Origin of the sequence: Nonomuraea sp. B19D2, from assembly GCF_040137845.1 — a bacterium.
In the GTDB taxonomy this organism is placed as follows: Bacteria; Actinomycetota; Actinomycetes; order Streptosporangiales; family Streptosporangiaceae; genus Nonomuraea.
The window spans coordinates 1-22,502 of record NZ_JBEFAK010000036.1 but is presented as its reverse complement, the minus strand read 5'-3'; the positions used below and the strand labels follow the sequence as shown (position 1 = coordinate 22,502).

Below are 22,502 nucleotides of genomic sequence, written 5' to 3'. Positions count from 1 at the left end.
GTCGGTCCGGGGACCCGCCTGGCTTGCCTGCCCGCTATTTCGCTTGAGAAGCGGCGGGTGCTGAGCCTCGAGCGCCTGGGGTCGCGGTCGGGTCCGCCGGAACATACCAACGCAGTAGATGAACACCCACGGCGATGATCCAGCAGAAGCCCGTCAGCAGCGAGAGGTGTTCGAGCAGGCCCGCAGGAGCCGGGCGCCAGACGCCGAGGACGTCAAGGCGGTAGGCGATGCCTGCGGCGAAGGCGAAGACGATGATGAGAACGCCGGACAGACGGGAGTAGACGGCCCAGGCGCGGCTCGTCTCACCGAGGCGTCTGGCCAGCACGAGCGCGGCCGCGCTCAGTCCGGCGAACAGCGCGAAGCCGGCCGCCTGGTGGACGAGGCCACTGGGGGTGACCCCGGTCGGCTGACCGGGCGGGTAGCCCAGCGCCGGGTCGGTGGGCACCAGCCCGGCCACGATCATCCCAGTCGCCGCGGCCGCGAGCAGGACCGGTCCCCATTTGGCGCCGCGGCCGCCGCGCAGGACCCGGCGCAGCCCGGCCGTGAAGGCCAGCAGGAGCAGCCCGTTGAGCATGAAGTTGGCCGTCTGCAGCCAGGCGCGCTCGCCGGTGCCGAGTTGGCTGGCGCCGTGGTGCCACAGGCTGTAGCCGGGGCGGGTGGCGCCGTCGGCCCACAGCAGCGCCGGGACGAGGACGCCGGCGGCGATGCCGCTGCCGAGCAGTGTCCTGGAGACGCGGGTCGGGGTGGCCATGGGGAAGCTTCCTCCTGTTTCTCCGCGGCAGTGAATGTCGCGGGCCGACCAGACTTCCCGGCTCTCCAACGGCACGCCCCGGCGGGGCATATGCTTGATCAATACACGGATTTTAGCTCATGCTGAAATAACTGCAAGAGGAGTGAGAACCGCCCGTGACCGAGCAGGAACAGCTTTTGGAGTGGGTGGAACGGGTTGCCATGTACCTGGCGCGCGATGGAGTGCCGCCGATCGCCGGGCGCGTGCTGGGCTGGCTGATGGTGTGCGATCCGCCGGAGCAGTCCGCAGGGCAGATCAGTGAGGCCATCGGCGCCAGCCGGGCGTCGCTGACGTCGAATCTTCGGCTGTTGACGGGCATGGGTTTCTTGACGTGGCGGACCCGGCCGGGAGAGCGGACCGTCTATTACCGGATGGCGGAGGACGCCTGGGGGCTCGTGGTGCGCCGCCAGATCGCCTCGATCACCTCGTTTCTGGACATCACGCGCGACGGCTTGGGCTTGGTCGGGCCGGATGATGCTCGGGCCTCGCGTGTCCGGCAGGCGCACACCACCTTCGAGTGGATGGCCAAGGTGTTCGACAGCGCGCCGCCCCTTCGCCTCGACGACTCCGACGGCAAGGAGACGACATGATCAGGCAGGCGATCGTGGTGGGCGGCGGCATCGGCGGGCTGGCCGCCGCGCCACGGTGGCGTGCGACGGCATCGAGCTGAGCGCCGACCTGGTCATCGCCGCCGACGGCATCCGCCGCACCTGCCATCGTCGGCCCCGCGCCACTGAGCCGGGTGCGAGCGCCACGCGTGGCCGCCTCTCGCTCAGGGCCGCAAGGGGCTGATGGCTCGGGGTGTGTGGCGCTGGTGGGTGGGCAGCTGCTGGTGATCAATGCATCCGAAGGGGCCGCACGGGCGGGTGCCTCGGCGGATCTGGTCGGGTTCACGCTGGTAGCGCCGTCGTCGCCCTGGTCACCGCTTTGCTCGTGACGGTACGTGATTGCCTTGCACGGTCCGTCCGTACTCCAGTTGAAGCAGGACGAGGGCTGCGGCGGCGATCTGGGTGATCCGGATGTTGCCATCGCTGGTCAGCTGCTTGGGGCGGGTGCCATCCAGAAACCAGCGGAGCACCATGACGGCCTGTTTGAAGCAGGGTTGGATCGAGGTCGCGCACACCGTCTCTCCGGCCCCGGCGAGGTCATATCAAAGGAGAGGGCGGGATACCCTGCCTGCGGTGCCTCGCGAACCACGTGACCGGAGGAGTCGATGCTGGGATGACGGCAGGGCGACCGATGCCTACACAGGACGACGTGCTCGGGTACTTCAACACGCTGTCGAACTGGGGACGGTGGGGCGACGACGACGAGCTCGGCACTCTGAACCACATCACCGACGACGTCCGGCTGGCGGCAGCGCGGGCTGTGCGCCACGGCAGGAGCGTGTCGTGCGCGTGGGAGGTTGCCGTACCGGAAGACATGGAGCGGTCGACGACGACGTGCCCGTGCGCCGCCGACATGCCGGGTGCCGAGGACATGCCGGTGCCCGGATTCCGCAACGACCGGCGCTGGGGCTTTTCGTCCGAGCGGCTCGGCATCACGTTCCACGGCAACACCCTCACCCACGTCGACTCGCCGTGCCACATCTTCTGGGACGGCACGATGTACAACGGGCGGTCGCACTCGCTGGTCGACGCCGCAACGGGATCGGCGTGGGCGTCCGTCACGGCGGCGGCGAACGGGATCATCACGCGTGGTGTCCTGCTGGACATTGCGAGCGTGCGGGATGTGCCGTGGTTGGAACCGGGGCAGGGTGTGTTTCCCGACGATCTCGAGGAGGCCGAGCGTCGCCAGGGTGTGCGGGTGCGATCCGGCGATGCGGTACTCCTGCGGACCGGCTATGGCCGCGTCCGGCACGAAACCGGTGCGGCCAGCGGTTTCACGCAGGCCGGCTGGCACGCGTCCTGCCTGCCGTGGCTGCATGAACGGGAGGTCGCGCTGATCGGCGCTGACACCCCCCAGGACGTTCAGCCATCGGGGTACGAAGACGTGTTGATGCCGGTTCACGCCGTGAGCCTCGTCGCCATGGGTCTGTGGATGCTCGACAACTGCGACCTGGAGGCGTGCGCGACGACGGCTGCCGAGCTCGGCCAGTGGGACTTCCACCTCGCAGTCGCGCCGGTCCGCTTCGCCGGTACGTCCGGCAGCCCAGTCAACCCGATCGCCACATTCTGACCGCGGTTCACGAGGAGGTGCGACGCCATGAAGGGCCCGGCCCGCACCTGGCACTCGGTCGTGGTCGGTGAGGACACGCCGTGCTGGTCGGGAACCAGGCGGCACGAGCGCCTCAAGGCGGGGTGTTGCAGCGTGCGATAGCTGCCGGCCGGACTGACGTTGGATCCGCCGTCTGGCCGCCCGCCCCGATCAGGACCGAGCGGCTCGTGCTGCGCGAGTCGCTGGCTCGGGATCGTGCGGCGTTCGTCGAGCTGTTCGACTCGTCGGAGGCGGGTGCCTACGTCGGTGCTGCTCGGCCGCGTGAGGAGAGCCGATAGTCGTTAAGTACTCGAAAGTGATCTCCGTGGGGCCGGGCGGGCGCGGGGCCGGGCGTCCGGCCGCACCGGTGTCGGACGGCAGAGGCGGAAGCGCGGCCGTGCATCAGAAGGAGTGCTCCTTCCACGGGGGATGATGACCGGGTCGGCCGGCATCTCGACGGGGATGAACGCCGCCGGCCGGAACGGGCCATGGTGGGCCGAGCACGACGACCTGCGTTGGAGGACGGAACCCTCCCACGACGATGGCGCGTTTCATTCCCGGCCACCTGCCGGTCTGCGCAGGCGGCGGGTGACACCGCCATACCAGGCCGGGACCTCGCGCTCATCGTCGAAGGTGCGGGCGACCACGATGTCGGTCGAGGAGTGCAGCAGGATCGAGAGCACGATGGTGACGGCCACGATTTGGAAAACGCCTTGTGCGGCAGTGATGCCGGAGGCGAGTACGAGCAGGCCGTAGACGACCGAGGCGAAACCCTTTGGCCCGAACCAGGCCACCGCCGCCTGTTCGCGCACCGACAGTCCGGAGCGCAGAAAGGACAGCCAGATGGCGATGGGGCGGGCCAGCACCAGCGCGCCGATCGCGAACAGCCAGCCCTGCCACCCGACCGCGCCAAGTAGCGCGGGGGTGATGAGCGCGCCGAACACCAGCAGCGCGGCCAGCTTGAACACTTCGGCGATGAGCTCGCCGAAGTGCTCGAACGACTCGCGTTGCCGCTGTCCGAACGTGGCGACGGTGATGCCGGCGGAGAAGGCGGCCAGAAACAGGTTGCCGTGGGTCGCTTTGCCGACGGCGAGCACGAGCAGGCCGATGGCCAGGGCGTTGAGCGGCTCGTACTGGGTGGAGGCGGAGAACCAGCGGGTCTGCTCCAGCTTGATCGCCGCCCAGGGGATGGCGACCCCGATGAGCACGCCAAGGCTGAGCTCCAGGCTGAGCTCGCCCAGGTGCAGGTCCTGCGCCCCGGAGGCGATGGCCAGGAAGACGATGACGAACGGCAGCGCGAGCCCGTCGTTGACGCCGGACTCGACGTTGAGCAGTTGCCGCAGGCGGGGCGGTACCTTCTCGTTGCCGACCAGGGCGGCGGCGAAGACGGGGTCGGTGGGCGCCAGGATCGCGCCGATCAGCAGGGATTCGATCCAGCCCAGCCCGAGGAGGTAGTGCGCGCCCACGGCGGTGATGGCCAGGGTGAGCGGCAGTCCCCAGCCGAGCGCCCGGCCGGGTAGCCGCCAGGCGCTGCGCAGCTCACCCCAGCCCACCCGCATGCCGTCGGTGAACAGCACGGTGAACAGGGCCAGCTCGGCCAGCGTGGCCACCAGCTCGTCGCCCGGTTTGAGCGAAACTACGCCTAGGACGCCGTCGCCCAGCACGAACCCCGCGATCAGGAAGAGCGCGGCCGTGGACAGGATGGTGCGGTGGGCCAGGCTGGACAGCAGCACGGCCAGCAGCAGCACGCCCGCGAACGCGGTCAGCAGCGCGCCCATCAGTGGCACCGCGAAGAAGAAGTCACTGTGCGTACGCCTCCGGTCGGGATCTCCTACACGATCTTGCCGACCAGACTTCCCGGCGCACCGCCGCTCACCCTAGCAGCGGCCATGTCAAGCGGATAGACGGATTCTTGACGGCAACGCCAACACACACATCACCGAGAGCCGGCGGAGAGCTGCCGATCCCGCTCTCAGTGATCTTGACGGGCCTTGATAGGTTGTCTACAGGTGAGCCGGGAAGTCTGGTCGGCACGTTCTGTCCCATTTAGCAAAGGATGTGCCGGTGCGCGCCCGAGATCTGCTTGCCGACTTCCCCACCGTCCGGCTCGACTCGCCCGTGATCGACGCGGCCAAGCTGCTGGCCGAGCAGGATCTGCCCGGCCTCATCGTGGTCGACGACGGGGACTCGCCGTTCACCATCCTGCCCGGCACCCAAGTGCTGCGCCTGGCCGTGCCCGGCTACTGCCAGGACGACCCGGCGCTGGCCCGGGTCGTGGACGAGGCACACGCCGACGCCTTTATGCAGGCGCTGGACGGCCGTACCGTGCGCGAGGCCCTGCCACGGCAGCCCCGCGAGCTGCCGGTCACCGACCCTGAGGCGACCGTGCTGGAGGTGGCCGCGCTGATGGCCCGCACCCACAGCCCGCTGGTCGCCGTCGTGGACGGGGGCCGGCGGTTGGTCGGGGCGGTGACGCTGCAGGCGCTGCTGGACAGGGTGCTCGCGGTATGAGCGTGCTCGCGTGGGTGAGCGTGGCGGTGTTCCTGGCCGCCTACACGCTGATCGCCACCGAGAGGATCCACCGGGTCGCGGCCGCGCTCGGCGGGGCGGCGATCATGCTGCTGATCCATGCCACCAACAGCGAGGCGGCGTTCTTCTCCCGGCACGCCGGGGTCGACTGGAACGTCATCTTCCTGCTGCTGGGCATGATGGTCATCGTCGGCGTGCTGAAGCAGACCGGTGTCTTCGAGTACCTGGCCGTCTGGGCCGCCAAGCGGGCCCGGGGCCGGCCGTTCCGGCTGATGGTGCTGCTGGTGCTGATCACCGCAGTGGCCTCGGCGCTGCTGGACAACGTCACCACCGTGCTGCTCATCGCGCCGGTGACGTTCCTGGTGTGCGAACGGCTCGCCGTCAACCCCGCACCCTTCCTGATCGCCGAGGCGATGGCCTCCAACATCGGCGGCGCCGCCACCCTGGTCGGCGACCCGCCGAACATCATCATCGCCAGCCGCGGCGGCCTGACCTTCAACGACTTCCTCGTCCACATGGCCCCGATGGTCATCGTCTTGATGGCGGTGTTCGTAGGGTTGTGCTGGCTGATGTTCGGCCGGTCATTCCGCTACGACCCGGAACGCGCCGCGTCCATCATGGCGCTGGACGAGCGGGAGGCCATCGCCGACCGGCGCCTGCTGTGGCAGTCACTGGCCGTGCTCGCTTTGGTGATGGCCGCGTTCGTGCTGCACCCGGTGCTGCACTACGAGCCGTCTGTGGTCGCGCTGCTTGGCGCGGGCGTGCTGGTGGCCGCGACCAAGGTGACCACCGAGCAGGCCATCTCCGAGGTCGAGTGGCCCACGCTGGTGTTCTTCGCCGGGCTGTTCATCATGGTCGGCTCCCTGGTCGAGACCGGCGTCATCGGCGAGCTGTCCAAGGCCGCCGTCGCGGCGACCAGCGGGCAACCGGCAGCCGCCACCATGGGGCTGCTGGGGGTCTCGGCCACGCTGTCGGCCATCGTGGACAACATCCCGTACGTCGCCACGATGAGCCCCATCGTCGAGCAGCTCGTCCAGGCCAACGGGGGACACGACGTGTTGTGGTGGGCGCTGGCCTTCGGCGCCGACCTCGGCGGTAACGCCACCGCCGTTGGCGCTGCGGCCAACGTCGTGGTGCTCGGTATCGCCGCCCGCAATGGCACGCCGATCAGTTTCTGGCAGTTCACCAAGTATGGCCTGATCGTCACGGTGGTCACCGTCGCTCTGGTCGCCCCGTACCTGTGGCTGCGCTACCTCCTCTGACCAGAGGCAGCACCCACAACCCATATGCAGGCAGGTGGACAGGATGGATCACGGCATCCTCATCCGGGCAGCCGTTTTCGTCGCCTTCACCGTCGCCTGGCCGGCCGCGGGCAGGCTCGCGACGCTGCTGTGGCCCGCCGTCATCGTGGTCCCCGCCGGCCTGGCCCTGCATGCCTGGATCAAGCACCGCGACCCTCTGGACAGACCACGATGGTTGCTTGATTATGTTTACGAGACCGTTCCGTTAATAAATTAAGGGCCGATCATGGATAGCGATGTTCTGGTGGTCGGCGCCGGGCCGGTGGGCCTGGCGCTGGCGGGCGCGTTGCTGCAGTACGGCGTCTCGGTACGCGTGATCGACAAGGCCGCGGGCCCGGCCACCACGTCACGGGCGAACTTTGTGCACGCTCGCGGCTCGGAGGTGCTGGACCGCCTGGGTGCCCTCGGCAATCTGCCGGAGGAATCGGTGCGGGCGATGACCATCACCACGTACGCAGGGGATCGCCCGATGATGAAGATCAGGTTCGGCGACCCGGGGCTGGGTACCGCGGCTCCGCCGATGGTGATCTCTCAGGCGCGGGTCGAGGGGCGGCTGCGTGAGCGGCTTGCCGAGTTGGGCGGGCGGCCGGAATGGGACAAGCAACTGACCGCCTTGCGACAGGACATGGCCGGGGTCACCGCGATGCTGGCTGATGGCCATACCATCCGGGCGGGCTGGCTGGTGGGCTGCGACGGAAGCGCCAGCGCGGTGCGCAAGCTGGCGGGGATTCGCTTTCCCGGAGTGAAGGTCAGCGAACGTTTCCTGCTGGTTGACGGCCGCCTCGACCCTGGGCTGGACCGGTCGGGCACCAGCGGCTGGGCGCACCCCGACGGCGTTTTGGGTGCCATGCCCATGCCAGGCGATCAGTGGCGACTGCTCGCCTACGACGCCACCTTCCGCGATGACAAGCCCGGCGAGGAACAGATCGTCGAACGCATGCGGCGCATCCTGCCCGAACGCACCGGCCTGACCGGCCTGCGCTTGCACGACGTCACCTGGGCGTCGTTGTTCAGCGTGCACCGGCGGCTGGCCGACACCTACCGCGACGGGCGCATCCTGCTGGCCGGGGACGCCGCCCACGTGCACGCCCCGTTCGGCGGGCAGGGCATGCTCACCGGGCTCGGCGACGCCGAGAATCTCGCCTGGAAACTGGCCCTGGTCGTGCAAGGCCGGGCCGCGGAGCGCCTGCTCGACATCTACCAGGCCGAACGCCGTCCACTGGCCACCCAGGTCCTGCGTGGCAGCACCGCCGCCACCAAGGTCAACATCGCCGGCAGTCCGCTCGGCCGGCTCCTGCGCGACCAGGTGCTGATGCGGGTGTTCAACCAGGCATGGATCCAGCGGTGGACCACGTACACGACCTCGCAGCTGTGGGTGAGCTACCGGCGGGGACCGCTCGGCGGGCGCGGCCGCAAGCCTCGCCCCGGCGACCGCATCGGCGACCTGTCGTGCGAACGCCCCGACGGCAGCCGCACCCGGTTGCACGCCGAGCTGCGCGGGAAGTGGGCCGTGCTCGGCGATGAGACCGCCTTCGAGGCAGCCCGGCAGCGGCTCGGCGACCAGGTGGTCAGCCTCCGCGCCGCAGGGCCCGCAAGCGGGCCCGCCATGCTCGTACGCCCGGACGCCCACCTGGCCTGCAAGGGCGGCCCCGCCGAGCTCACCCGCTGGCTGGACGGAGCCCTCGGATGACCGCCACCCGAGGACGCGGACGCCCGCGCGATCCCGAAACCGACACCGCGATTCTGAACGCCGCGCTGGAGCTGTTCGTCGAGCGCGGCGTCGAGGGCACCAGCATCGAACAGGTCGCCAAGCGCGCCGGGGTGGGCAAGCTGACCGTCTACCGCCGCTGGAGCAGCAAGGAGGACCTGCTCGCCCAAGCCATCGAGCAGTGGGTCAGCGACGAGGTGACACCTTCCGCCGCCGACGTCCACACCCTCCCGCCGCAGGCGATCGTCGAGCACATCCTTCCGGCGGCGGCCGAGATGGCCGCGAGCCCGGACTTTCGCGCGCTGGTCGCCCGCATCATGGGCTCCGCCGTGAGCCATCCTTCCCTGATGGCCGTCTACTGGAGGCATTACATCCTGCCCCGCCGCGAGTTGGCCGCCGCGATGCTCCGGCGCGCCCAGCAGGACGGCACGGTGGCACCCGACGCCGACCTTGACGTGCTGATCGACATGATGGCCGGGGCGGTGACCTACCGCGTGCTGCAGCCCGATCCCCCGGACGCCGCCGAAATGCTGCGCTACCTCACCGCCGTCTACCGCCAGGCCGGCCTGTACCCCGCTCAGGACTCCTGACCTGCGGTCCGTCGACCGACGCGCGCTCAGCTCGGCCGGACGCGCACCGGCAGGGCGGCCAGCGCCCGTTGCATGCCGGGCCGCCAGCCGACCTGGTCAGCGGGCACGGCCAGTTCCAGCCCCGGCAAGCGGCGCAGGAGCGTGCTGAGGGCGATCTCGGTCTCGGCGCGGGCCAGCGCGGCGCCGAGGCAGTAATGGATGCCGTGGCCGAAACCGAGGTGGGCGTTGTCCGCGCGATGCGGGTCGAGCTGGTGCGGCCGGTCGAAGCGGCCGGGGTCGCGGTTGGCGGCCGCGTACACCACTTGCACGGCCTCGCCCGCGCTGATGGTGACGCCGCCGAGCTCGACCGGTTCGAGGGCATAGCGCAGGACAGCGATCTCGGCGGGACCGCTGTAGCGCAGGAACTCCTCCACCGCGCGAGCGATGTCATCGTCGCCGAGCTTCAGCGATCGGGTGAGGATCAGGTGGACGCTCTGGCTGATGAGGCCGACCGTGGTCTCGTGGCCGGCGATCAGGATGCTGATGGACAACGCGATCAGCTCGTGCTCGCTCAGCCGGTCGCCGTCGTCGTCCCGCACCGTGATGAGCGCCGACAGCAGGTCCTCGCCGCCCTGGCCCGCCTTACAGGCGAGGAGCCGGGCCATGTACGCCACAAGCCCGCGTGCCCCGGCCGCGATCCGGGCCGGGTCCGGGGCGGTCAGGTCGCCGGCCCAGCCCCGCCAGGTGTCGCGATCCTCCCCCGGCACGCCGAGCAGTTCGCAGATGACCTGGATCGGCAGCGGGTAGGCGAAGCGCTCGATGAGGTCGAACTCCTCCGGCAGGCCGTCCAGCAGCTCGTCGGTGATCTGCTGGATGCGCGGGCGCAGCCGCTCCACTCGGCGGGCGGTGAACGCGCGCGACACCAGCCGGCGCACCCGCGTGTGGTCCGGCGGGTCGTAGGCGCCGAGGGTGCGCATCAGGTAGGGCGCCACGTCCTCGGGCAGCCCAGCCGCCGAGGCCACATCGAGCTGGGACTGTTTGGTGGGATCGCTGCTGAAACGCGGGTCGGTCAGCACGGTCAGGCTCTCGGTGTGGCCGGTGACCAGCCACAGAGGCGTGCCGTCCAGGTAGACGCCGCGGCTGACGGGCCCCTCGGCCGCCAGCTTGGTCAGAAACGCGTCCCGGTCGGGGGCGGTCAGCAGGTCGATGAGGTGGGTCATGCTCATGCCTCCAGAACGGGCAGGACGAGGGTGGAAGGCCGCAGGGGGTCGTGGTGGATCAGGCGTTCGGTGGCCCGCATGCCGCCCCAGCCGGACACCAGCACCGCGCGTACCCCGGCCAACCGGATCGCGGGCAGGAACCAGAAGCCGGTGGTGTGCACCAAGTGCGGGTAGTCCAAGCCGTCCGGCAGTACGTGGCCGCTGAAGGCCTGCAGCACGGTGGCGGGACGCCCGTCCGGGTGGCGCAGAATGCCGTACGGCTCGGCGAGCGAGGCCATCGCGGCCGGCGCGCCGAGCACTGGCTCGTGCCCAGCCCGCTTCAGGACCAGCGCGAGGGCGGCATACGGCTGGACGTCACCGCGGGTGCCGTGGGTGAGGATGAGGACCTTCATCGGCGTTCCTTGTCCGAAGGGACTTGTTTTCGCTCGCCGACCAGGCTTCCCGGCACACCGTCAGCCCTCGACAGGCCGAATATCAGCAATATAGCCAAAGTTCGGAAATTTCTGAAGTCTTCCTACTTCCGCTATCCTGCTCACGGAGGTGGCAGGTGAGCGACAAGGAACGGTGGCAGGCCGCGGAACGGCTGGCGCTGGCGCTGACGGAGGGCGGCTTGCAGCGCATGTCGGCGCGTGCTTTGGCGGTGTTCCTGTTCACCGACGCCGAGACAGTCACCATGGGAGACATCGCCGACCGGCTCGGCGTCAGCGCGGGCTCGGTGTCCGGCGCGGTCAAGGCGCTGCTGTCGGTCGGTCTGATCGAACGCCTGCCCGCGCCAGGCAGCCGCCGCGAGCACTATCGCCTGCGCGACAATGCCTGGCCCACCCTGTTCTCCACCCAGAACACGGTGGTCCGCGTCATGTTGCAGGCCGCCGAGACCGGGATCGCCACCACCGCCTCCGGCGACCCGGCCCATGAGCGACTGATGCGGATGCGCGACTTCTATCAATTCCTGCTGAGGGAGTTGCCCGGCCTGCTGCAGCGCTGGGAGCAGGAACAGCATCCCGCCCGCCACTCGGGGCGAGGGACGCAGCCCGCCTGACCCGCACGACGAGCGCCGAAGCCGCCTACGTCTCGCAAGGCGACGGGCCCTGCGGGGACCCGTCACCCCCGACCTGTACGGCAGGACAGCCGGGCTGCTCGAGCCGCACTCACCCAGCGACCGGGGGCTTACCAGATCTCCGCCTCACTTGAGGAGCGGTATTTCCCCGCTGAACGCGAGCTGACCATCCTGGACCAGCAGGCGCGGCAGCGGAGCGCGGAGTCCCGCGGAGAGTCCGACCTTGAGGCCGAAATAGCGGCTATATCAGCGCGCGTCGAGCAGCTGGCCAGAGAGATCGGCCAAGCCCGGCAGCAGGCCAACGCTGAGATCATCGATCTGGCGACACATCGGCGACGACGATCTTGCCGCCCGACGCACCCGGCGAGCATTCAATAAATCGATAGCGTCCGATGACCCTAAGTCGAATACTCGTTACCGTACGCAATCATCGAGGTCAGGAGTGATCACATGCTCAAGATCCGAACGACCATGCTCGCCCTCACTCTCGTTCTCACGCCGCTCACCCTCACAACTCCGGCACGCGCCGCCGACGGCTTCGGCAGATGCCCGAGCGGCCACCTGTGCCTGTTCTCCGAACGCGACGGGAACGGCACCATCGGCGCGTTCCGGTCCGGCGCGCCGAATCTCGAGCCCTTCGGCGTGCTCAATCCGCTCGCGGCCTGGAACCGAACGAGCCGCACGTTCTGCCTGTACACCTATCCGGACTACGTACAGCTCGCCGACACCATCGCCCCCGGCTATCGAGGTGGGCTCAACGGCGAGATCGCCTACTCGTCCGTACGGGCCTGCTAGCCCTCACCCACGGGACCACACTCAAGGAGCAGCATGCGCACCCTCATGCTGGCGGCCTCCGCGGCCCTCGCCGTCACACCCTGCACCGCTTCGGGTGCGGTGGCGGCCCAGGAGCGCTTCACCTTCCTGTACGACGGCGTCATCCTCTGGAGCATCGAGGGCGTCGCGGACTCTGCCGGTCACGTCCAAGCGGTCACGTCGACGTCACGCGGGTGCACGGGCTGGGAGAGCACGACTGAGGTGGTGGTGTCGCCCAGTTCCGCCAGTTGTTCGATCACCTGCTCCAGATGGGCCGCGTCCCGTACGGCGATGGCCAGCTCGTAACAGTTCTCGCCGGTGACGTGTACACAGGACAGCACGTATCTCATGGCCAGTAGGCTCTCGCGCAACTGGGCGACACCCTTGCGGGAGCGGTGGCGGGGGCGCAGCCAGACGCGGGCCTGGAGCGGGAGGCCGAGGCGGGCCAGGTCCACGTGCGCGGCGTAGCCGGTGATCACAGCGGTCTCCTCCAGCCTGCGTACGCGCTCGGCGACGGCGGGCCTGCTGAGGTTGATCCGCCGGCCCAGCTCGGCATGGCTGACGCGGGCGTCGCGGGTCAACTCTCGGACAATCTGCAGGTCGAGCGCGTCCAGCGACGAATCGACTGGTGGCATTGCCAAACACCTCCGTATCGCAAGCCACAGATAGCCTCCGCCTCCGAGATGGTATGGGATGGGCAAGGCCGGGCGGCATACGGTTACCCCGCATGAGAGCAACCGTGATCCGGGGCGTGGGGGACGTCCACACCACCGACGTCCCCGATCCCGTCATCCATGAGCCCACCGACGCCCTGGTACGCATCTCGCTGGCCGCCGTTTGCGGCTCCGACCTGTGGCCGTACCGGGGCCAGGAGAAGTTCAGCCCCGGCGACCGGATGGGCCACGAGTGGCTCGGCGTGGTCGAGAACGTGGGCCGTGAGGTCACCAGGATCAGGCCCGGCGATCTGGTACTGGCACCTTTCGCGTTCTCCGACGGCACCTGTGAGCGCTGCCGCGACGACGTGCAGAGCTCATGCGTGCGGGGCGGGTTCTGGGGCGGGTCGAACCAGGGCGGGCAGGCCGAGGCGGTCCGGGTGCCGTTCGCCGATGCCACGCTCGTCGCTGTACGCACGGACGCCGCCGACGACAGCCTGCTGCGCAGACTGCTGCCACTCACCGACGTGATGTCCACCGGCCATCACGCCTGCGTCCTGGCTGGAGTCCGCCCTGGCCAGAGCGTCGCCGTGATCGGTGATGGCGCAGTGGGGCTGTGCGCCGTGCTCGCCGCCCGCCGCGTAGGCGCAGAACGCATCTTCGCCATCGGGCGCCACCCCGACCGTCTACGCCTGGCCCGTTCGTTCGGCGCCACCGACACCCTGGACGCCGACGACCCCGCCACGGTTCCCGAACTGATCGACAGCACGAACGGAGGCGTCAGCTCGGTGGCCGAGTGCGCGGGCACGCAGTCGGCGCTGGACCTCGCGCTCGCCCTGACCCGTCCGGGCGGCACGATCGGTTCCGTCGGCGTGCCGAACGGGGTGCACACCGTGGACCTGTACCGTTTCTTCCGTTCCAACATCGCGCTGCGTGCAGGCGTCGCACCGGTCCGCCGCTACCTGGAACCGCTGGTCGCCGACGTGTTGTCGGACGCGCTCGACCCTTCCCCCGTGTTCACCGCCGAGGTCCTCCTGGAGGATGTGGCCACCGCCTACCAGCGGATGGACCGGCGTGAAGTCATAAAGGCGCTGGTGAGAACGTGATCTCTAGACGGCGCTCGGTCAGGCGACGCGGGCGTCGGTGTTCAGATTCACAAAGAACGCCCGCAACCGCCCAGAATCCCGCAACCCAGCTCGATGAAAGCCATACGAAGATCACACTTAGTACGACACCGTTAGACTCGTCGCCCGGACCACCGTCGAGAGTGAGGATGTCTGCGATGGCGGAGGGATACGCGCTCCAGGGAAACCCCTTCGGGGCCGGAGCAATGGACTTCAACATGATCGCCGGGAAGCTGGAAGGGCTTCGCTATCAGGGCGACTCCACCTCTCTCCCCGGCCTGGCTCTCGGGATCGCGGGTGAGTGGCCCGCGCGGCACGGGTTCAACGACATCTGGGCCAGGCTCGGGCAGGCGTTCGACCGCGGTGTGGACGAGGCCCATGATGTTGCGCAGACATTGGAGATGACTGGCGGCAACTACAGCAGGGCGGAAACAGCGGCCGGTAGGCATGTCCTGGATGTTGTGGCGGCGGCCCAGGAAGCCAAAGCCTCGCTGCCGACACCTCCCGAGAAGCAGGACGACCTCGAATATGGGCACCTCGAGAGCATGTGGGAGAGGATCGGCGAGGTCTGGGCGGGGCCGTATTTCCAAGGGTTCGACGGCGTCGTCGTCGCGCTGGGGCTGCGCATGTACGCCGCTGTGGAGAAAATGCTGTACGAAGACGAGCGATATGACCGGCTGAGCTTGGTCAACGAGCGCGAGGCAGAGGCCCGCCTGGCAAGGGCCGAACACCGCTCTTGGGATGCCGACTATCACTCAGGTCAGGCGGAGCGGACGAGGACCAGGCTGTCCGAGTGGAGCAAGGCGACTGAACGCCGACTGGCTCTCGGTAGGAAGATGAGCTGGACCGTCGTCGCCGGGGCTCTGGCATGGACGGCGGTGGTGGTGGAGTCGGGTGAGCCACTCGACCGGGCGGTCTACGAACTACGGGAGATCGCCTACGAGCTCGGTGAGGCGTTCGGGCACGACACCGACGCCGTGCGCCGGGCGGTGACCGCGTTCTGGGAGGGCGAGGCAAGCGGTGCTGCCGATGCACGGATGGTCGCCTTCATCGATGAGGGGAACCGGCTGACCGTCGAGGTCGGGAAGCTGGCGCGGGCCATCACGGAGTCGGTCCGGGCTCTGGAGGTGATTCACTGGTCCGCGCTGGGCTTCTCCGTGGCCATGTTCCTGGCGATAGCCGCGTTGAGGGTGGCCGCGCGGTTCAACCTCACGATCGACTGGGTGACGAAGTTCATGGGGTGGCGGTGGTCCACGTTGATCATCGTGCTGGCCAACCTCGTTCCCGCCGTCGCTGCCTTCGGAGTGGCGTGGTACAAGTCGTCCACGATCGGGGATCCCGGGAATATCTGGTCCGCTGTCGAGTCACACCCCCGCTAGCGCGAATGCAGGGTAGGTATCTGCCGTGGTCCTCCGAGCGCCATGTGTAGATCAGCGCGGGTCGCCGTTTGAGAACTACGGATCTCGATCAGGAGATGCCCCGCATCTCCCCCTGCTCCCGTCAGCTGCCGTCTCCGGGACTGTCAGGCGGGTTCGCTCGGCCGAGTGGGCAAGGAACTGCACCATGGGCCGGTGAAGACCAACACCGGTAAGTGATCGCTCCCCCTGCTCGGCATCGGTCGAACCCGTAACGGTCAACGGCCTATTCGAGTAGACCCGTTGCAGTACCAGGTGCAGCAAAACACCCCGAAGCTTGATCGCTTCGGGGCGTTTTCGCTGGTGGGGCTACCAGGACTTGAACCTGGGACCTCTTCCTTATCAGGCAACTCGAATGTCTGTTCGGATCACGTTGGGGGCCGGTGGGACGTGCACCCGAGTGTCCGCCAACGTCCATCCATGTCCGTGATCAACTCTGGCCGTTGTCACGCAGTTGGTCACGCAGGCTGAAACACTGGGGGGTGGCGTACCCCCCAGTGTTTCAGCCTCCTACCGCGCGAAGCGCGCATGAAGCGTGCGAAGCACCTCATGAGTATCTAGATCTGACCCTGCCACTCACGGCAGGCGATCAACGTCGACAAGAGACGCCCTGAGTGCCACACAGAAGCACGTACGCGCATGTCCTGATGTCTTTACATTGGCGTCAAGTTGTTCTTGCTAGAAGGGCTCTCAGCGCTTTGCATCTCATCGGGGACACCGGGGACAGCCCACTTCCCGCACTGTCCCCGATCGCGCTAACCGTTTCCCCTGGTCAGAGGCCATCCGGGGACACCGGGGACACGGGGGACACAGAGTGTCATCCTCAATCATCGCGAAGGGTCGCTAGTCGCCCATTGCACCGTCTGGCGGGGATTTCACGTAGACGCCCATGCCCTTCACGGTCTCGACGAGCCCCTCATCCTTGAGGACCTGAACGGCCTTGCGAAGGGTGTCACGCGCAACTCCGAACTCCGCCTCCATCTCGACGAGGCTCGGGATGCGGCGGCCCGGAGGTATCTCCCCCAATTCGATGCGCCTTCGGATGGCGGCTGCTACCTGCCGATACGGCGGGACCGGCCCCTCTCTGTCGATCACCTGGCAAGGCTATGCAGTCGACGCAAACGAGCCATAGCTACCCTCTGTGCTAGACGGGGGTAGTACACCTGCTTTACCGTGCGGTTATGTGCCCGAAGCGAGCGAGGACACGACCGACTCAGTCAGCCCTCGAACTGGATTGGGCGCCTTACGCCGCCCGCGGGGCGCGACTGCGCGTCCGAGAATTCATCGTCTGCGACGGTATCGAGTACGAGCTGTGCAGCGAGGGCGGACAGATGCTCATCCGGCGAATCGTGCTCAGGAACGGCCAGACGGTCACGAGTGAGGCATGTCGAGGTCTCTCCCGTGAGACATTCGCCGTGTGGACGCAGCTCGTGGAAGTGATAGACGCCCTGAGGGCGGGGCGGGGCGGTGGTGTTACATCTACCTAAGCGCGTCCGCCAGTTCCGCCATGCTTGTCACAATGAGGTCTGCCCCAACAGCGCTAAGCCGCTCGACTTTCCCTGGCCGGTTGGCATAGCCGACGGCTACCACCCCGGCGAGCCGTGATGCTTCGACGTCCGTCACCGAGTCGCCGACCAGCAAGGCGGACGAAGGATCAGCGCTCAAGTAGGTGAGTGCCTGATCGAGTAGGTGAGGGTTCGGCTTCATCAAGGATGGATCTTTTGCTGTGCGTGCCGAGATGTAGTCGATCTGCGCGGTGAGTTCCTCGCGGTCCAGGAAGGCCGTCACGGCGGCCACGGAGTTGTTGCTTGCGATCGCGACAGCCATGCCCCTGCCGCGTGCCAGTTCTATGAGGTCCGCCGCACCAGGCGTGGGGCGCGCCGTACCGACGGCCTTGACCTCCAGTTCGGCGAGCGTGCCCAACGCAAGCCGGTTCAGGTCGTTGCTGAGCGCTCCGCTGAACCGGAAGACCTCCAAGGGGTCATCCGTGGTGCGCACTTCGGGTGGAAGTGTCGCGCCCGCCTCCTCCAGTGTGGCGCGGAGGCTGGCCGCGACCATTGGCGCCGGCAGTCCGGCGAAGATATCGCAGACTGGCCCGTCGAAGTCCAGAAGCAGGCACTGCGCCCTGCGCATGACGGCCCGAACAGCTTCCGTCCCTGAGAGCGCCATCACCCAACCTCACGCGCCACACTGCCCCACACCGCGTCGAACCACGCGGAAGACTGCTGTACGAACTGGGCCGACGTGGAGTCCGGGCCATCGCTCAGCGCGAAGTGGAACAGTTCAGTGTCCTTACCCATCAGGTCGAACATCGCGACAGGGGTGCCGCCCAACGCGACGGTGTGCTCAGCCACGGCGTAATAGCCGAAGAACGCCTCTTCTCCGTTGATGACGTACATCTTGAACCGTGGCGGTTCTCCACTGATGCGGACCTCTGCCGACGCCTGCGCCACCAAACCAAGGTCGCGAAGCTCATGAACGGACTCCACGATGGCCTGAGCGTGCCGAGAGATGATCTTATCGGCACGCTGCCTGAACAAGGGCTCATCCTGCCCGTTGTCCACACGGCAAGGGAGAGACCACGAACGGTTGGTGTCCGGCAGGATTAGCCGGATCGAGATGCGCTCGGGAGACAAGCGCCCCGCGCGAATGCTATCGAGGGCTTCTTGAACCGCACCATGCAACGTCTCGCCCGAGAATCCGGCGAAGTCGATGGAGACCTCAGGCCGCTTGAACGCTTCCTCGATATGAGGACGCAGGCCAACAGGGCGCGCGGTCTTCTCTCGTACAAACACGCCGCTTCCCTGCCGGGACACGATCAGGCCTTCATCCCGTAGTTCTGGGATCGCCTGCTGGATCGTCTGTCGCGCCACGCCGAACGTCTTGGCGAGTTCCGGCCCCGAAGGGAGCTTCTCCCCTGGTGCGAACTTCCTGGTCAGGATGGCCGCTCTGAGCTGCGTAGCCAACACCGTCGCCGGGCACCAGCGCGCCGGGGAGAACAGGACCCCGCCGGTCCCGCTGCCCGTCCTGCAACCGCTGCTGGCGGCCTGCCTCTACCTGGTCGACACCATCGGACCGCACCTCGTTGAGCTGCGCGAGGAGTTCCGCCGGGCCCCCGAGTGGGGCAGCGCGCCACCGGGACCGCTCACCGACACCGGCATCGCCCGGCTCACCGCCTTCCTCACCGACCAGATCGAGGCGGGCCACGCCTTGCAGCGGCTGCCACAGGCCGCGATTGACCGGCGCCTGGCCAACGGCTGGAGCCCGGCCGACCCGGTACTGCCGGTCAACCTCAGCCCGCTGGGGCGTCAGCTCGGCTACGGCAAGCTGCTGCTGCGCCACGTCGAGCAGATCCGGCCCCACCTCGAACACACCGTCCGGGTGCTGGGGGTCGAGCACGCCTGGGGCCGCAACGCGGCACCAGTGCTCGGCGCGGACGGCGGCGAGCCCCGCGCCTGGACGCTGCCGGTGTCCTACCACGAGATCCGCGGCCTGGTTACCGCGGTCCGCACCGCCTGCCTGATCCTCACCGCGGCGGCCAGCGGCATGCGGACCAGCGAACTGCTGGAACTACGCATCGGCTGCCGACGGCCTCCCCTCACGATCACGGGCGGCGGCCAACGCTTCCGCCTAGCCAGCAAGGTCATCAAGGGTCGACAGTTCGGCGGCGAGGACGACGAATGGGTCGTCGTCGCCGAGGTCGACCAGGCGATCGCGCTCGCCGAACGCCTCCACGGCGGCCACACCGGCGAACCCGTGTTCGGCGCGATGGTCTTCCACACCAGCTACCCACACCTGCGGAACTGGATCAACGGACCGACCGGGCAGCGACTCGGCCTGACACCGATCCCCGCCAGCCCGCTCAACCTGCGGATGCTGCGCCGCACACTGGCCCAGGAACTCGCGCAACGCCCCGGCGGACTGCTCGCGGCGAAGATCCACCTCAAGCACGTGTCGACCGCCACCACCGAGGGCTACGCCAACCGCCCCGGCGGGTCACAAGCCCTCTTCCACGCCGAAGTCCAGCAACTGGAGGAAAAACACCATTTCCGCCTGACCATCGACGCATTCCGCCAGTTCCAGGCCGGACAGCTCCCCGCCGGACTCGGTGCCCGCGACCTCATCGCGACCTTCACCCACATCGACAACGCGCTGCGGGACAGCGCACCGGCCGAGCCGACGGTGCTGGACACCGACCGGCGAATCGAAAACCTACTCCGCGCGCAGGCCGCAAGCCTGCACGTCGGCCCGGCCAACTACTGCTGGTTCCGCGACCCGTCCAAAGCGCTTTGCCTGCGACTGGCCGGGACCACAGAGGCGACACGGCCGCTGATCGGACTGTGCGACTCGGCCCGCTGCCCGCAGGCCACCCACCACGCCTGCCACCGACCGATCTGGGCCGAGCAGGCGGCCACCTTCCAAGCGTTCCTCGGCAACCCCAGAGTCCCCACGGGAGAGAAGACCCGGCTTCGGCGCGAGCACGACCGTGTCCAACGAGTGCTCGACAGCATCGACGAGGCCACCAGCACCGCTGGGAGCACACCCGTATGTCCTCCGGTTCCGACTGGCGAGCCCGACATATGCAGAAGTTAGGACTTACTGCGTGCGAAAAGAATCGCTTGCTGAGCTTTCGCATCCGGGTCGAGCAGCATCTGAGCCTCGACCACGAATCCGGCATCGCGCAGCCAGGATGCCACCTGGTCAGGCTGACGGCGGTGGACATGGACCTTCATCGGGTGACCGCCATAGCCCTCCGTCATCAACCGCGACTCGTCGCCGACGTGAAACAGGAGCTGCAGCGGTCCGCCGGGACGCAATGCTCGGTGGAAGTGCCCGAACACAGTCGGCACCTCGTCGTCAGGGATGTGGATCAACGACTGCCAGGCGAGCAGGCCGGCCACCGAAGCGACGGGGAGGTCCAGGTCCGTCATCGAGCCCACCTCGAACCGCAGGCCGGGGTGGTCGCGCCGGGCCACGTCGATCATCCCAGGGGAGAGGTCGACACCGAAGGCGTCGACACCGAGCTCATGCAGGTGGGCGGTGACTTCACCGGGGCCGCAGCCGATGTCCGCGACCGGCCCGCCGCCAGCGATCCGCACGCTGTCGGCGAACAACGCCAGAGCCGCGCGCAGGTACTGGTGTCCGGCGAGGGCGCCGCGCACTTGGTCGGCATAGCTGACCGCGACCGTGTCATAAGAGGTTCGGGTGTCGGCCAACCAGTCATCCGTGGTCATGACCGGCACGATATTCCATGATCACGACCTCGTGGACGGCCGACGCAGAGAGACCGATCATCGGCCGCCAACTGGCCCAGAACTCCGCCACGTTTCCGCAGACCGCAATGCAGGAGAGCACATCATGCCGCTGACCACCGAACAGCGCCGCCGCAACGAGGCCAGCATCCGTGCTGCGATGGACCGCCTACTGCTGGGGCAGCTTCCAGCCCGCGGCGGTTGCGACCTCAAGACTCTCGCACGAGAAGCCGGCGTCGCCAGAACGGGCTTCTACGCACGCACCGACCCGCAGGGCAACCAGCGGCCAGGGCCCTATCAGCACCTGGCCGAGGAGTTTCAGCGTCGGCTGGCCGATCTCCGCGAGGCGGGCACCGTCTCAGACCCGCGCGAACTCCAGATCACCAGGCTGCAAGACGAGAACGCCAAGCTCCGTGAACGCGTCCGGGAACGCGATGCACGGATCACCGAGCTCATCGAGTTCAAGGAGCGCGCGTTGTCACAACTCGCCGCGCAGCACGAAGAGATGCTCCGGCTTCGACAACGCGCCGACTCACCGAACAACGTCCGCACCCTCCCCACCGCCAGGAAGTCGAGGATCACCGGACCATGCGGCTGAACGAAAATCTGTTCCAAAGGAGTACCGCGACACGACATCACCCATCCACCGACCGCAAGTCCGATCGTCTAACGTGGACGCACACGGCTCCGATGGGCTTCACTGGCTGGTCGCAACGCGACACGCTCACAACGGGACACGGCCACTGCCGCGACAACCGCCGCCAATCCACCGGCGAGATCACCGCCATCGTCACCGCGCTGGCCAGCGCGGGGCTACGCCTGCACGGATTCGGCGTCAAGACCGGCGGGCTTGACCGATACGGCTACCGGCTGTCCTCCGCCGACTCGATGGCCTGGAGCTACGCCGCACGCCGCGAACCCCCGCTGCCAGGATGCGCCAGTCACAAGAACTGCGCCAACTGCCTGATCTACGCCCGACGCTGGCGCTCTCGCCTGCTGTCGGGCCTGGCTCGGCGCGGCCACCAGCCCGACCTGTTCGACCACCTCACGCGGGACACCGCATGAGCGCGCCCCTCATCGTCACCTACCAGGGCGAGCGCTACCGCCTGTGGCATGGCCGCCTGGTACTGGACTGGCACAAGAAGCGCGAGCACTGGGGCGGCGGTCGCGCCCGCCCCTGCCGGTTCTGCCGCCGCCCGTGCCGCCTGATTGACGACAACGGCCAGCCCGTTCACAAGGTCTGCCTGGAGCTGGCCATCACCGCCGACCTGCTCAGCCGCACGGAGGAGAGTGCCGCATGAACGACCCGACTCGCTACGCACTGGCCGCCGCCGCACGCGGCTGGCACGTCTTCCCGCTGGTGCCCGGCGGGAAGGTGCCGCCCCGCGGTTTCACTCACTGGGAGGACCGCGCCACCGCCGACCCCGACACGATTCGCGCCTGGTGGGAGCGCACGCCGTACAACGTCGGCATCGCTACCGGCCCGTCCCGCCTGGTGGTGATTGACCTCGACACTCCCAAGGAGGGGCAGAGTCCGCCGGCCGAATGGGATCGGCCCGGCGTTGCCGAGGGCGCGGATGTGCTGGCCGCGCTGTGCGGCGACGCCGGACAACCGCTGCCGCTGGAAACCTTCCAAGTCCGCACGCGGCGCGGCGGCATGCACCTGTACTACACCGCGCCCGAGGGCACCACGCTGGCCAACACCACCGGCGCCAAGGGCGGACTTGGCTGGCTCATCGACACCCGCGTGTTGCCCGGCGCTGAAAATGCCGACGAAGCAGGCACTGACGGTGCCGACGATCGGCGACGAGAACACCCCGCCGCTGGGGTGTGCGACGGGGTGTTCATCGGCAAGGTGTCGTCGTTCGTCGGCAT

Annotated in this window: 27 protein-coding genes; 17 read left to right on the top strand and 10 right to left on the bottom strand. The window is 68.2% G+C overall.

What is annotated here, in order from left to right; genetic code table 11:
* Positions 1–34: 34 nt before the first annotated feature.
* A complete protein-coding gene (locus tag ABN273_RS43085; protein WP_349455299.1) occupies positions 35–751 on the bottom strand; it encodes a DUF998 domain-containing protein in 717 nt (238 codons plus the stop codon).
* Positions 752–906: 155 nt separating this feature from the next.
* Here ABN273_RS43085 and ABN273_RS43080 point away from each other — a divergent pair, with 155 nt between their 5' ends.
* Positions 907–1,380: a GbsR/MarR family transcriptional regulator gene (locus tag ABN273_RS43080; RefSeq protein ID WP_349455298.1), complete on the top strand. Its 474-nt coding sequence runs from the start codon at positions 907–909 to the stop codon at positions 1,378–1,380.
* A gap of 329 nt (positions 1,381–1,709) precedes the next feature.
* On the opposite strand, the gene ABN273_RS43075 is transcribed toward ABN273_RS43080, so the two are convergent.
* On the bottom strand, positions 1,710–1,913 hold the full coding sequence (locus ABN273_RS43075) for a hypothetical protein (RefSeq protein ID WP_349455296.1): 204 nt from the start codon (positions 1,911–1,913) through the stop codon (positions 1,710–1,712).
* A 134-nt stretch (positions 1,914–2,047) separates the two neighbouring features.
* Between ABN273_RS43075 and ABN273_RS43070 the strand changes: the two genes are divergently transcribed.
* Both ABN273_RS43070 and ABN273_RS43065 read left to right on the top strand, forming a co-directional pair.
* Positions 2,048–2,968: a cyclase family protein gene (locus ABN273_RS43070; RefSeq protein WP_349455295.1), complete on the top strand. Its 921-nt coding sequence runs from the start codon at positions 2,048–2,050 to the stop codon at positions 2,966–2,968.
* A gap of 80 nt (positions 2,969–3,048) precedes the next feature.
* Positions 3,049–3,285: a hypothetical protein gene (locus ABN273_RS43065; protein ID WP_349455294.1), complete on the top strand. Its 237-nt coding sequence runs from the start codon at positions 3,049–3,051 to the stop codon at positions 3,283–3,285.
* 252 nt (positions 3,286–3,537) lie between these two features.
* Here ABN273_RS43065 and ABN273_RS43060 read toward each other — a convergent pair whose 3' ends face one another.
* On the bottom strand, positions 3,538–4,764 hold the full coding sequence (locus ABN273_RS43060) for a cation:proton antiporter (protein WP_349455293.1): 1,227 nt from the start codon (positions 4,762–4,764) through the stop codon (positions 3,538–3,540).
* Positions 4,765–5,050: 286 nt separating this feature from the next.
* Between ABN273_RS43060 and ABN273_RS43055 the strand changes: the two genes are divergently transcribed.
* Genes ABN273_RS43055 through ABN273_RS43035 form a run of 5 tightly spaced genes read left to right on the top strand, consistent with a single transcriptional unit; the run spans position 5,051 to position 9,114 of the window.
* Entirely contained in the window at positions 5,051–5,497 is a 447-nt protein-coding gene (locus ABN273_RS43055; RefSeq protein WP_349455291.1) for a CBS domain-containing protein, read from the top strand.
* Positions 5,494–6,777 carry an ArsB/NhaD family transporter gene (locus ABN273_RS43050; protein ID WP_349455290.1) on the top strand — a complete coding sequence of 428 codons (1,284 nt, stop codon included), beginning with the start codon at positions 5,494–5,496 and terminating at the stop codon, positions 6,775–6,777. Before ABN273_RS43055 ends, ABN273_RS43050 begins: the two co-directional genes overlap by 4 nt.
* A 43-nt stretch (positions 6,778–6,820) precedes the next feature.
* Positions 6,821–7,033 carry a hypothetical protein gene (locus ABN273_RS43045; RefSeq protein WP_349455289.1) on the top strand — a complete coding sequence of 71 codons (213 nt, stop codon included), beginning with the start codon at positions 6,821–6,823 and terminating at the stop codon, positions 7,031–7,033.
* Between the two features lie 9 nt (positions 7,034–7,042).
* Positions 7,043–8,506 (top strand): FAD-dependent monooxygenase, encoded by a 1,464-nt coding sequence (locus ABN273_RS43040; RefSeq protein WP_349455287.1) that lies wholly within the window; start codon positions 7,043–7,045, stop codon positions 8,504–8,506.
* A complete protein-coding gene (locus ABN273_RS43035; RefSeq protein ID WP_349455286.1) occupies positions 8,503–9,114 on the top strand; it encodes a TetR/AcrR family transcriptional regulator in 612 nt (203 codons plus the stop codon). Before ABN273_RS43040 ends, ABN273_RS43035 begins: the two co-directional genes overlap by 4 nt.
* 26 nt (positions 9,115–9,140) lie before the next feature.
* Here ABN273_RS43035 and ABN273_RS43030 read toward each other — a convergent pair whose 3' ends face one another.
* Both ABN273_RS43030 and ABN273_RS43025 read right to left on the bottom strand, forming a co-directional pair.
* The gene (locus tag ABN273_RS43030) at positions 9,141–10,319 is read right to left on the bottom strand and encodes a cytochrome P450 family protein (protein ID WP_349455285.1); all 1,179 of its coding nucleotides are present in this window, start codon (positions 10,317–10,319) and stop codon (positions 9,141–9,143) included.
* Positions 10,316–10,705, bottom strand: a complete 390-nt coding sequence (locus ABN273_RS43025) for a glycosyltransferase (RefSeq protein WP_349455283.1) — start codon at positions 10,703–10,705, stop codon at positions 10,316–10,318. The genes ABN273_RS43030 and ABN273_RS43025 overlap by 4 nt, the downstream gene beginning before the upstream one ends.
* Positions 10,706–10,860: 155 nt before the next feature.
* Between ABN273_RS43025 and ABN273_RS43020 the strand changes: the two genes are divergently transcribed.
* Together ABN273_RS43020 and ABN273_RS43015 are read left to right on the top strand one after the other, a co-directional pair.
* A complete protein-coding gene (locus tag ABN273_RS43020; RefSeq protein WP_349455282.1) occupies positions 10,861–11,352 on the top strand; it encodes a GbsR/MarR family transcriptional regulator in 492 nt (163 codons plus the stop codon).
* A gap of 468 nt (positions 11,353–11,820) precedes the next feature.
* On the top strand, positions 11,821–12,165 hold the full coding sequence (locus ABN273_RS43015) for a peptidase inhibitor family I36 protein (RefSeq protein ID WP_349455280.1): 345 nt from the start codon (positions 11,821–11,823) through the stop codon (positions 12,163–12,165).
* Between the two features lie 179 nt (positions 12,166–12,344).
* On the opposite strand, the gene ABN273_RS43010 is transcribed toward ABN273_RS43015, so the two are convergent.
* Entirely contained in the window at positions 12,345–12,818 is a 474-nt protein-coding gene (locus ABN273_RS43010; protein WP_349455279.1) for an Lrp/AsnC family transcriptional regulator, read from the bottom strand.
* Between the two features lie 92 nt (positions 12,819–12,910).
* Between ABN273_RS43010 and ABN273_RS43005 the strand changes: the two genes are divergently transcribed.
* Both ABN273_RS43005 and ABN273_RS43000 read left to right on the top strand, forming a co-directional pair.
* Positions 12,911–13,942 carry a zinc-binding dehydrogenase gene (locus ABN273_RS43005; RefSeq protein WP_349455277.1) on the top strand — a complete coding sequence of 344 codons (1,032 nt, stop codon included), beginning with the start codon at positions 12,911–12,913 and terminating at the stop codon, positions 13,940–13,942.
* 176 nt (positions 13,943–14,118) lie between these two features.
* Positions 14,119–15,339 carry a hypothetical protein gene (locus tag ABN273_RS43000; protein ID WP_349455276.1) on the top strand — a complete coding sequence of 407 codons (1,221 nt, stop codon included), beginning with the start codon at positions 14,119–14,121 and terminating at the stop codon, positions 15,337–15,339.
* 879 nt (positions 15,340–16,218) lie between these two features.
* Here ABN273_RS43000 and ABN273_RS42995 read toward each other — a convergent pair.
* The 3 genes from ABN273_RS42995 to ABN273_RS42985 form a co-directional block, all read right to left on the bottom strand.
* A complete protein-coding gene (locus tag ABN273_RS42995; protein WP_349455275.1) occupies positions 16,219–16,470 on the bottom strand; it encodes a GntR family transcriptional regulator in 252 nt (83 codons plus the stop codon).
* Between the two features lie 384 nt (positions 16,471–16,854).
* Positions 16,855–17,544 (bottom strand): HAD family hydrolase, encoded by a 690-nt coding sequence (locus ABN273_RS42990; RefSeq protein ID WP_349455273.1) that lies wholly within the window; start codon positions 17,542–17,544, stop codon positions 16,855–16,857.
* On the bottom strand, positions 17,544–18,344 hold the full coding sequence (locus ABN273_RS42985; RefSeq protein WP_349455271.1) for a GntR family transcriptional regulator: 801 nt from the start codon (positions 18,342–18,344) through the stop codon (positions 17,544–17,546). The genes ABN273_RS42990 and ABN273_RS42985 overlap by 1 nt, the downstream gene beginning before the upstream one ends.
* Here ABN273_RS42985 and ABN273_RS42980 point away from each other — a divergent pair.
* Positions 18,259–19,968, top strand: coding sequence for a site-specific integrase (locus ABN273_RS42980; protein WP_349455422.1), 1,710 nt, complete (start codon positions 18,259–18,261; stop codon positions 19,966–19,968). The genes ABN273_RS42985 and ABN273_RS42980 overlap by 86 nt on opposite strands.
* On the opposite strand, the gene ABN273_RS42975 is transcribed toward ABN273_RS42980, so the two are convergent.
* On the bottom strand, positions 19,965–20,609 hold the full coding sequence (locus tag ABN273_RS42975; RefSeq protein ID WP_349455270.1) for a class I SAM-dependent DNA methyltransferase: 645 nt from the start codon (positions 20,607–20,609) through the stop codon (positions 19,965–19,967). The genes ABN273_RS42980 and ABN273_RS42975 overlap by 4 nt on opposite strands.
* Here ABN273_RS42975 and ABN273_RS42970 point away from each other — a divergent pair.
* The 4 genes from ABN273_RS42970 to ABN273_RS42955 form a co-directional block, all read left to right on the top strand.
* Positions 20,602–21,225 (top strand): hypothetical protein, encoded by a 624-nt coding sequence (locus tag ABN273_RS42970; RefSeq protein WP_349455269.1) that lies wholly within the window; start codon positions 20,602–20,604, stop codon positions 21,223–21,225. The genes ABN273_RS42975 and ABN273_RS42970 overlap by 8 nt on opposite strands.
* A gap of 92 nt (positions 21,226–21,317) precedes the next feature.
* Complete coding sequence (locus tag ABN273_RS42965) at positions 21,318–21,692, top strand: deazapurine DNA modification protein DpdA family protein (RefSeq protein WP_349455267.1); 375 nt, start codon at positions 21,318–21,320, stop codon at positions 21,690–21,692.
* On the top strand, positions 21,689–21,928 hold the full coding sequence (locus ABN273_RS42960; RefSeq protein ID WP_349455266.1) for a hypothetical protein: 240 nt from the start codon (positions 21,689–21,691) through the stop codon (positions 21,926–21,928). Before ABN273_RS42965 ends, ABN273_RS42960 begins: the two co-directional genes overlap by 4 nt.
* The coding region (locus ABN273_RS42955) for a bifunctional DNA primase/polymerase (protein ID WP_349455264.1) at positions 21,925–22,502 on the top strand (578 nt) is incomplete at its 3' end. The genes ABN273_RS42960 and ABN273_RS42955, both read left to right, overlap by 4 nt.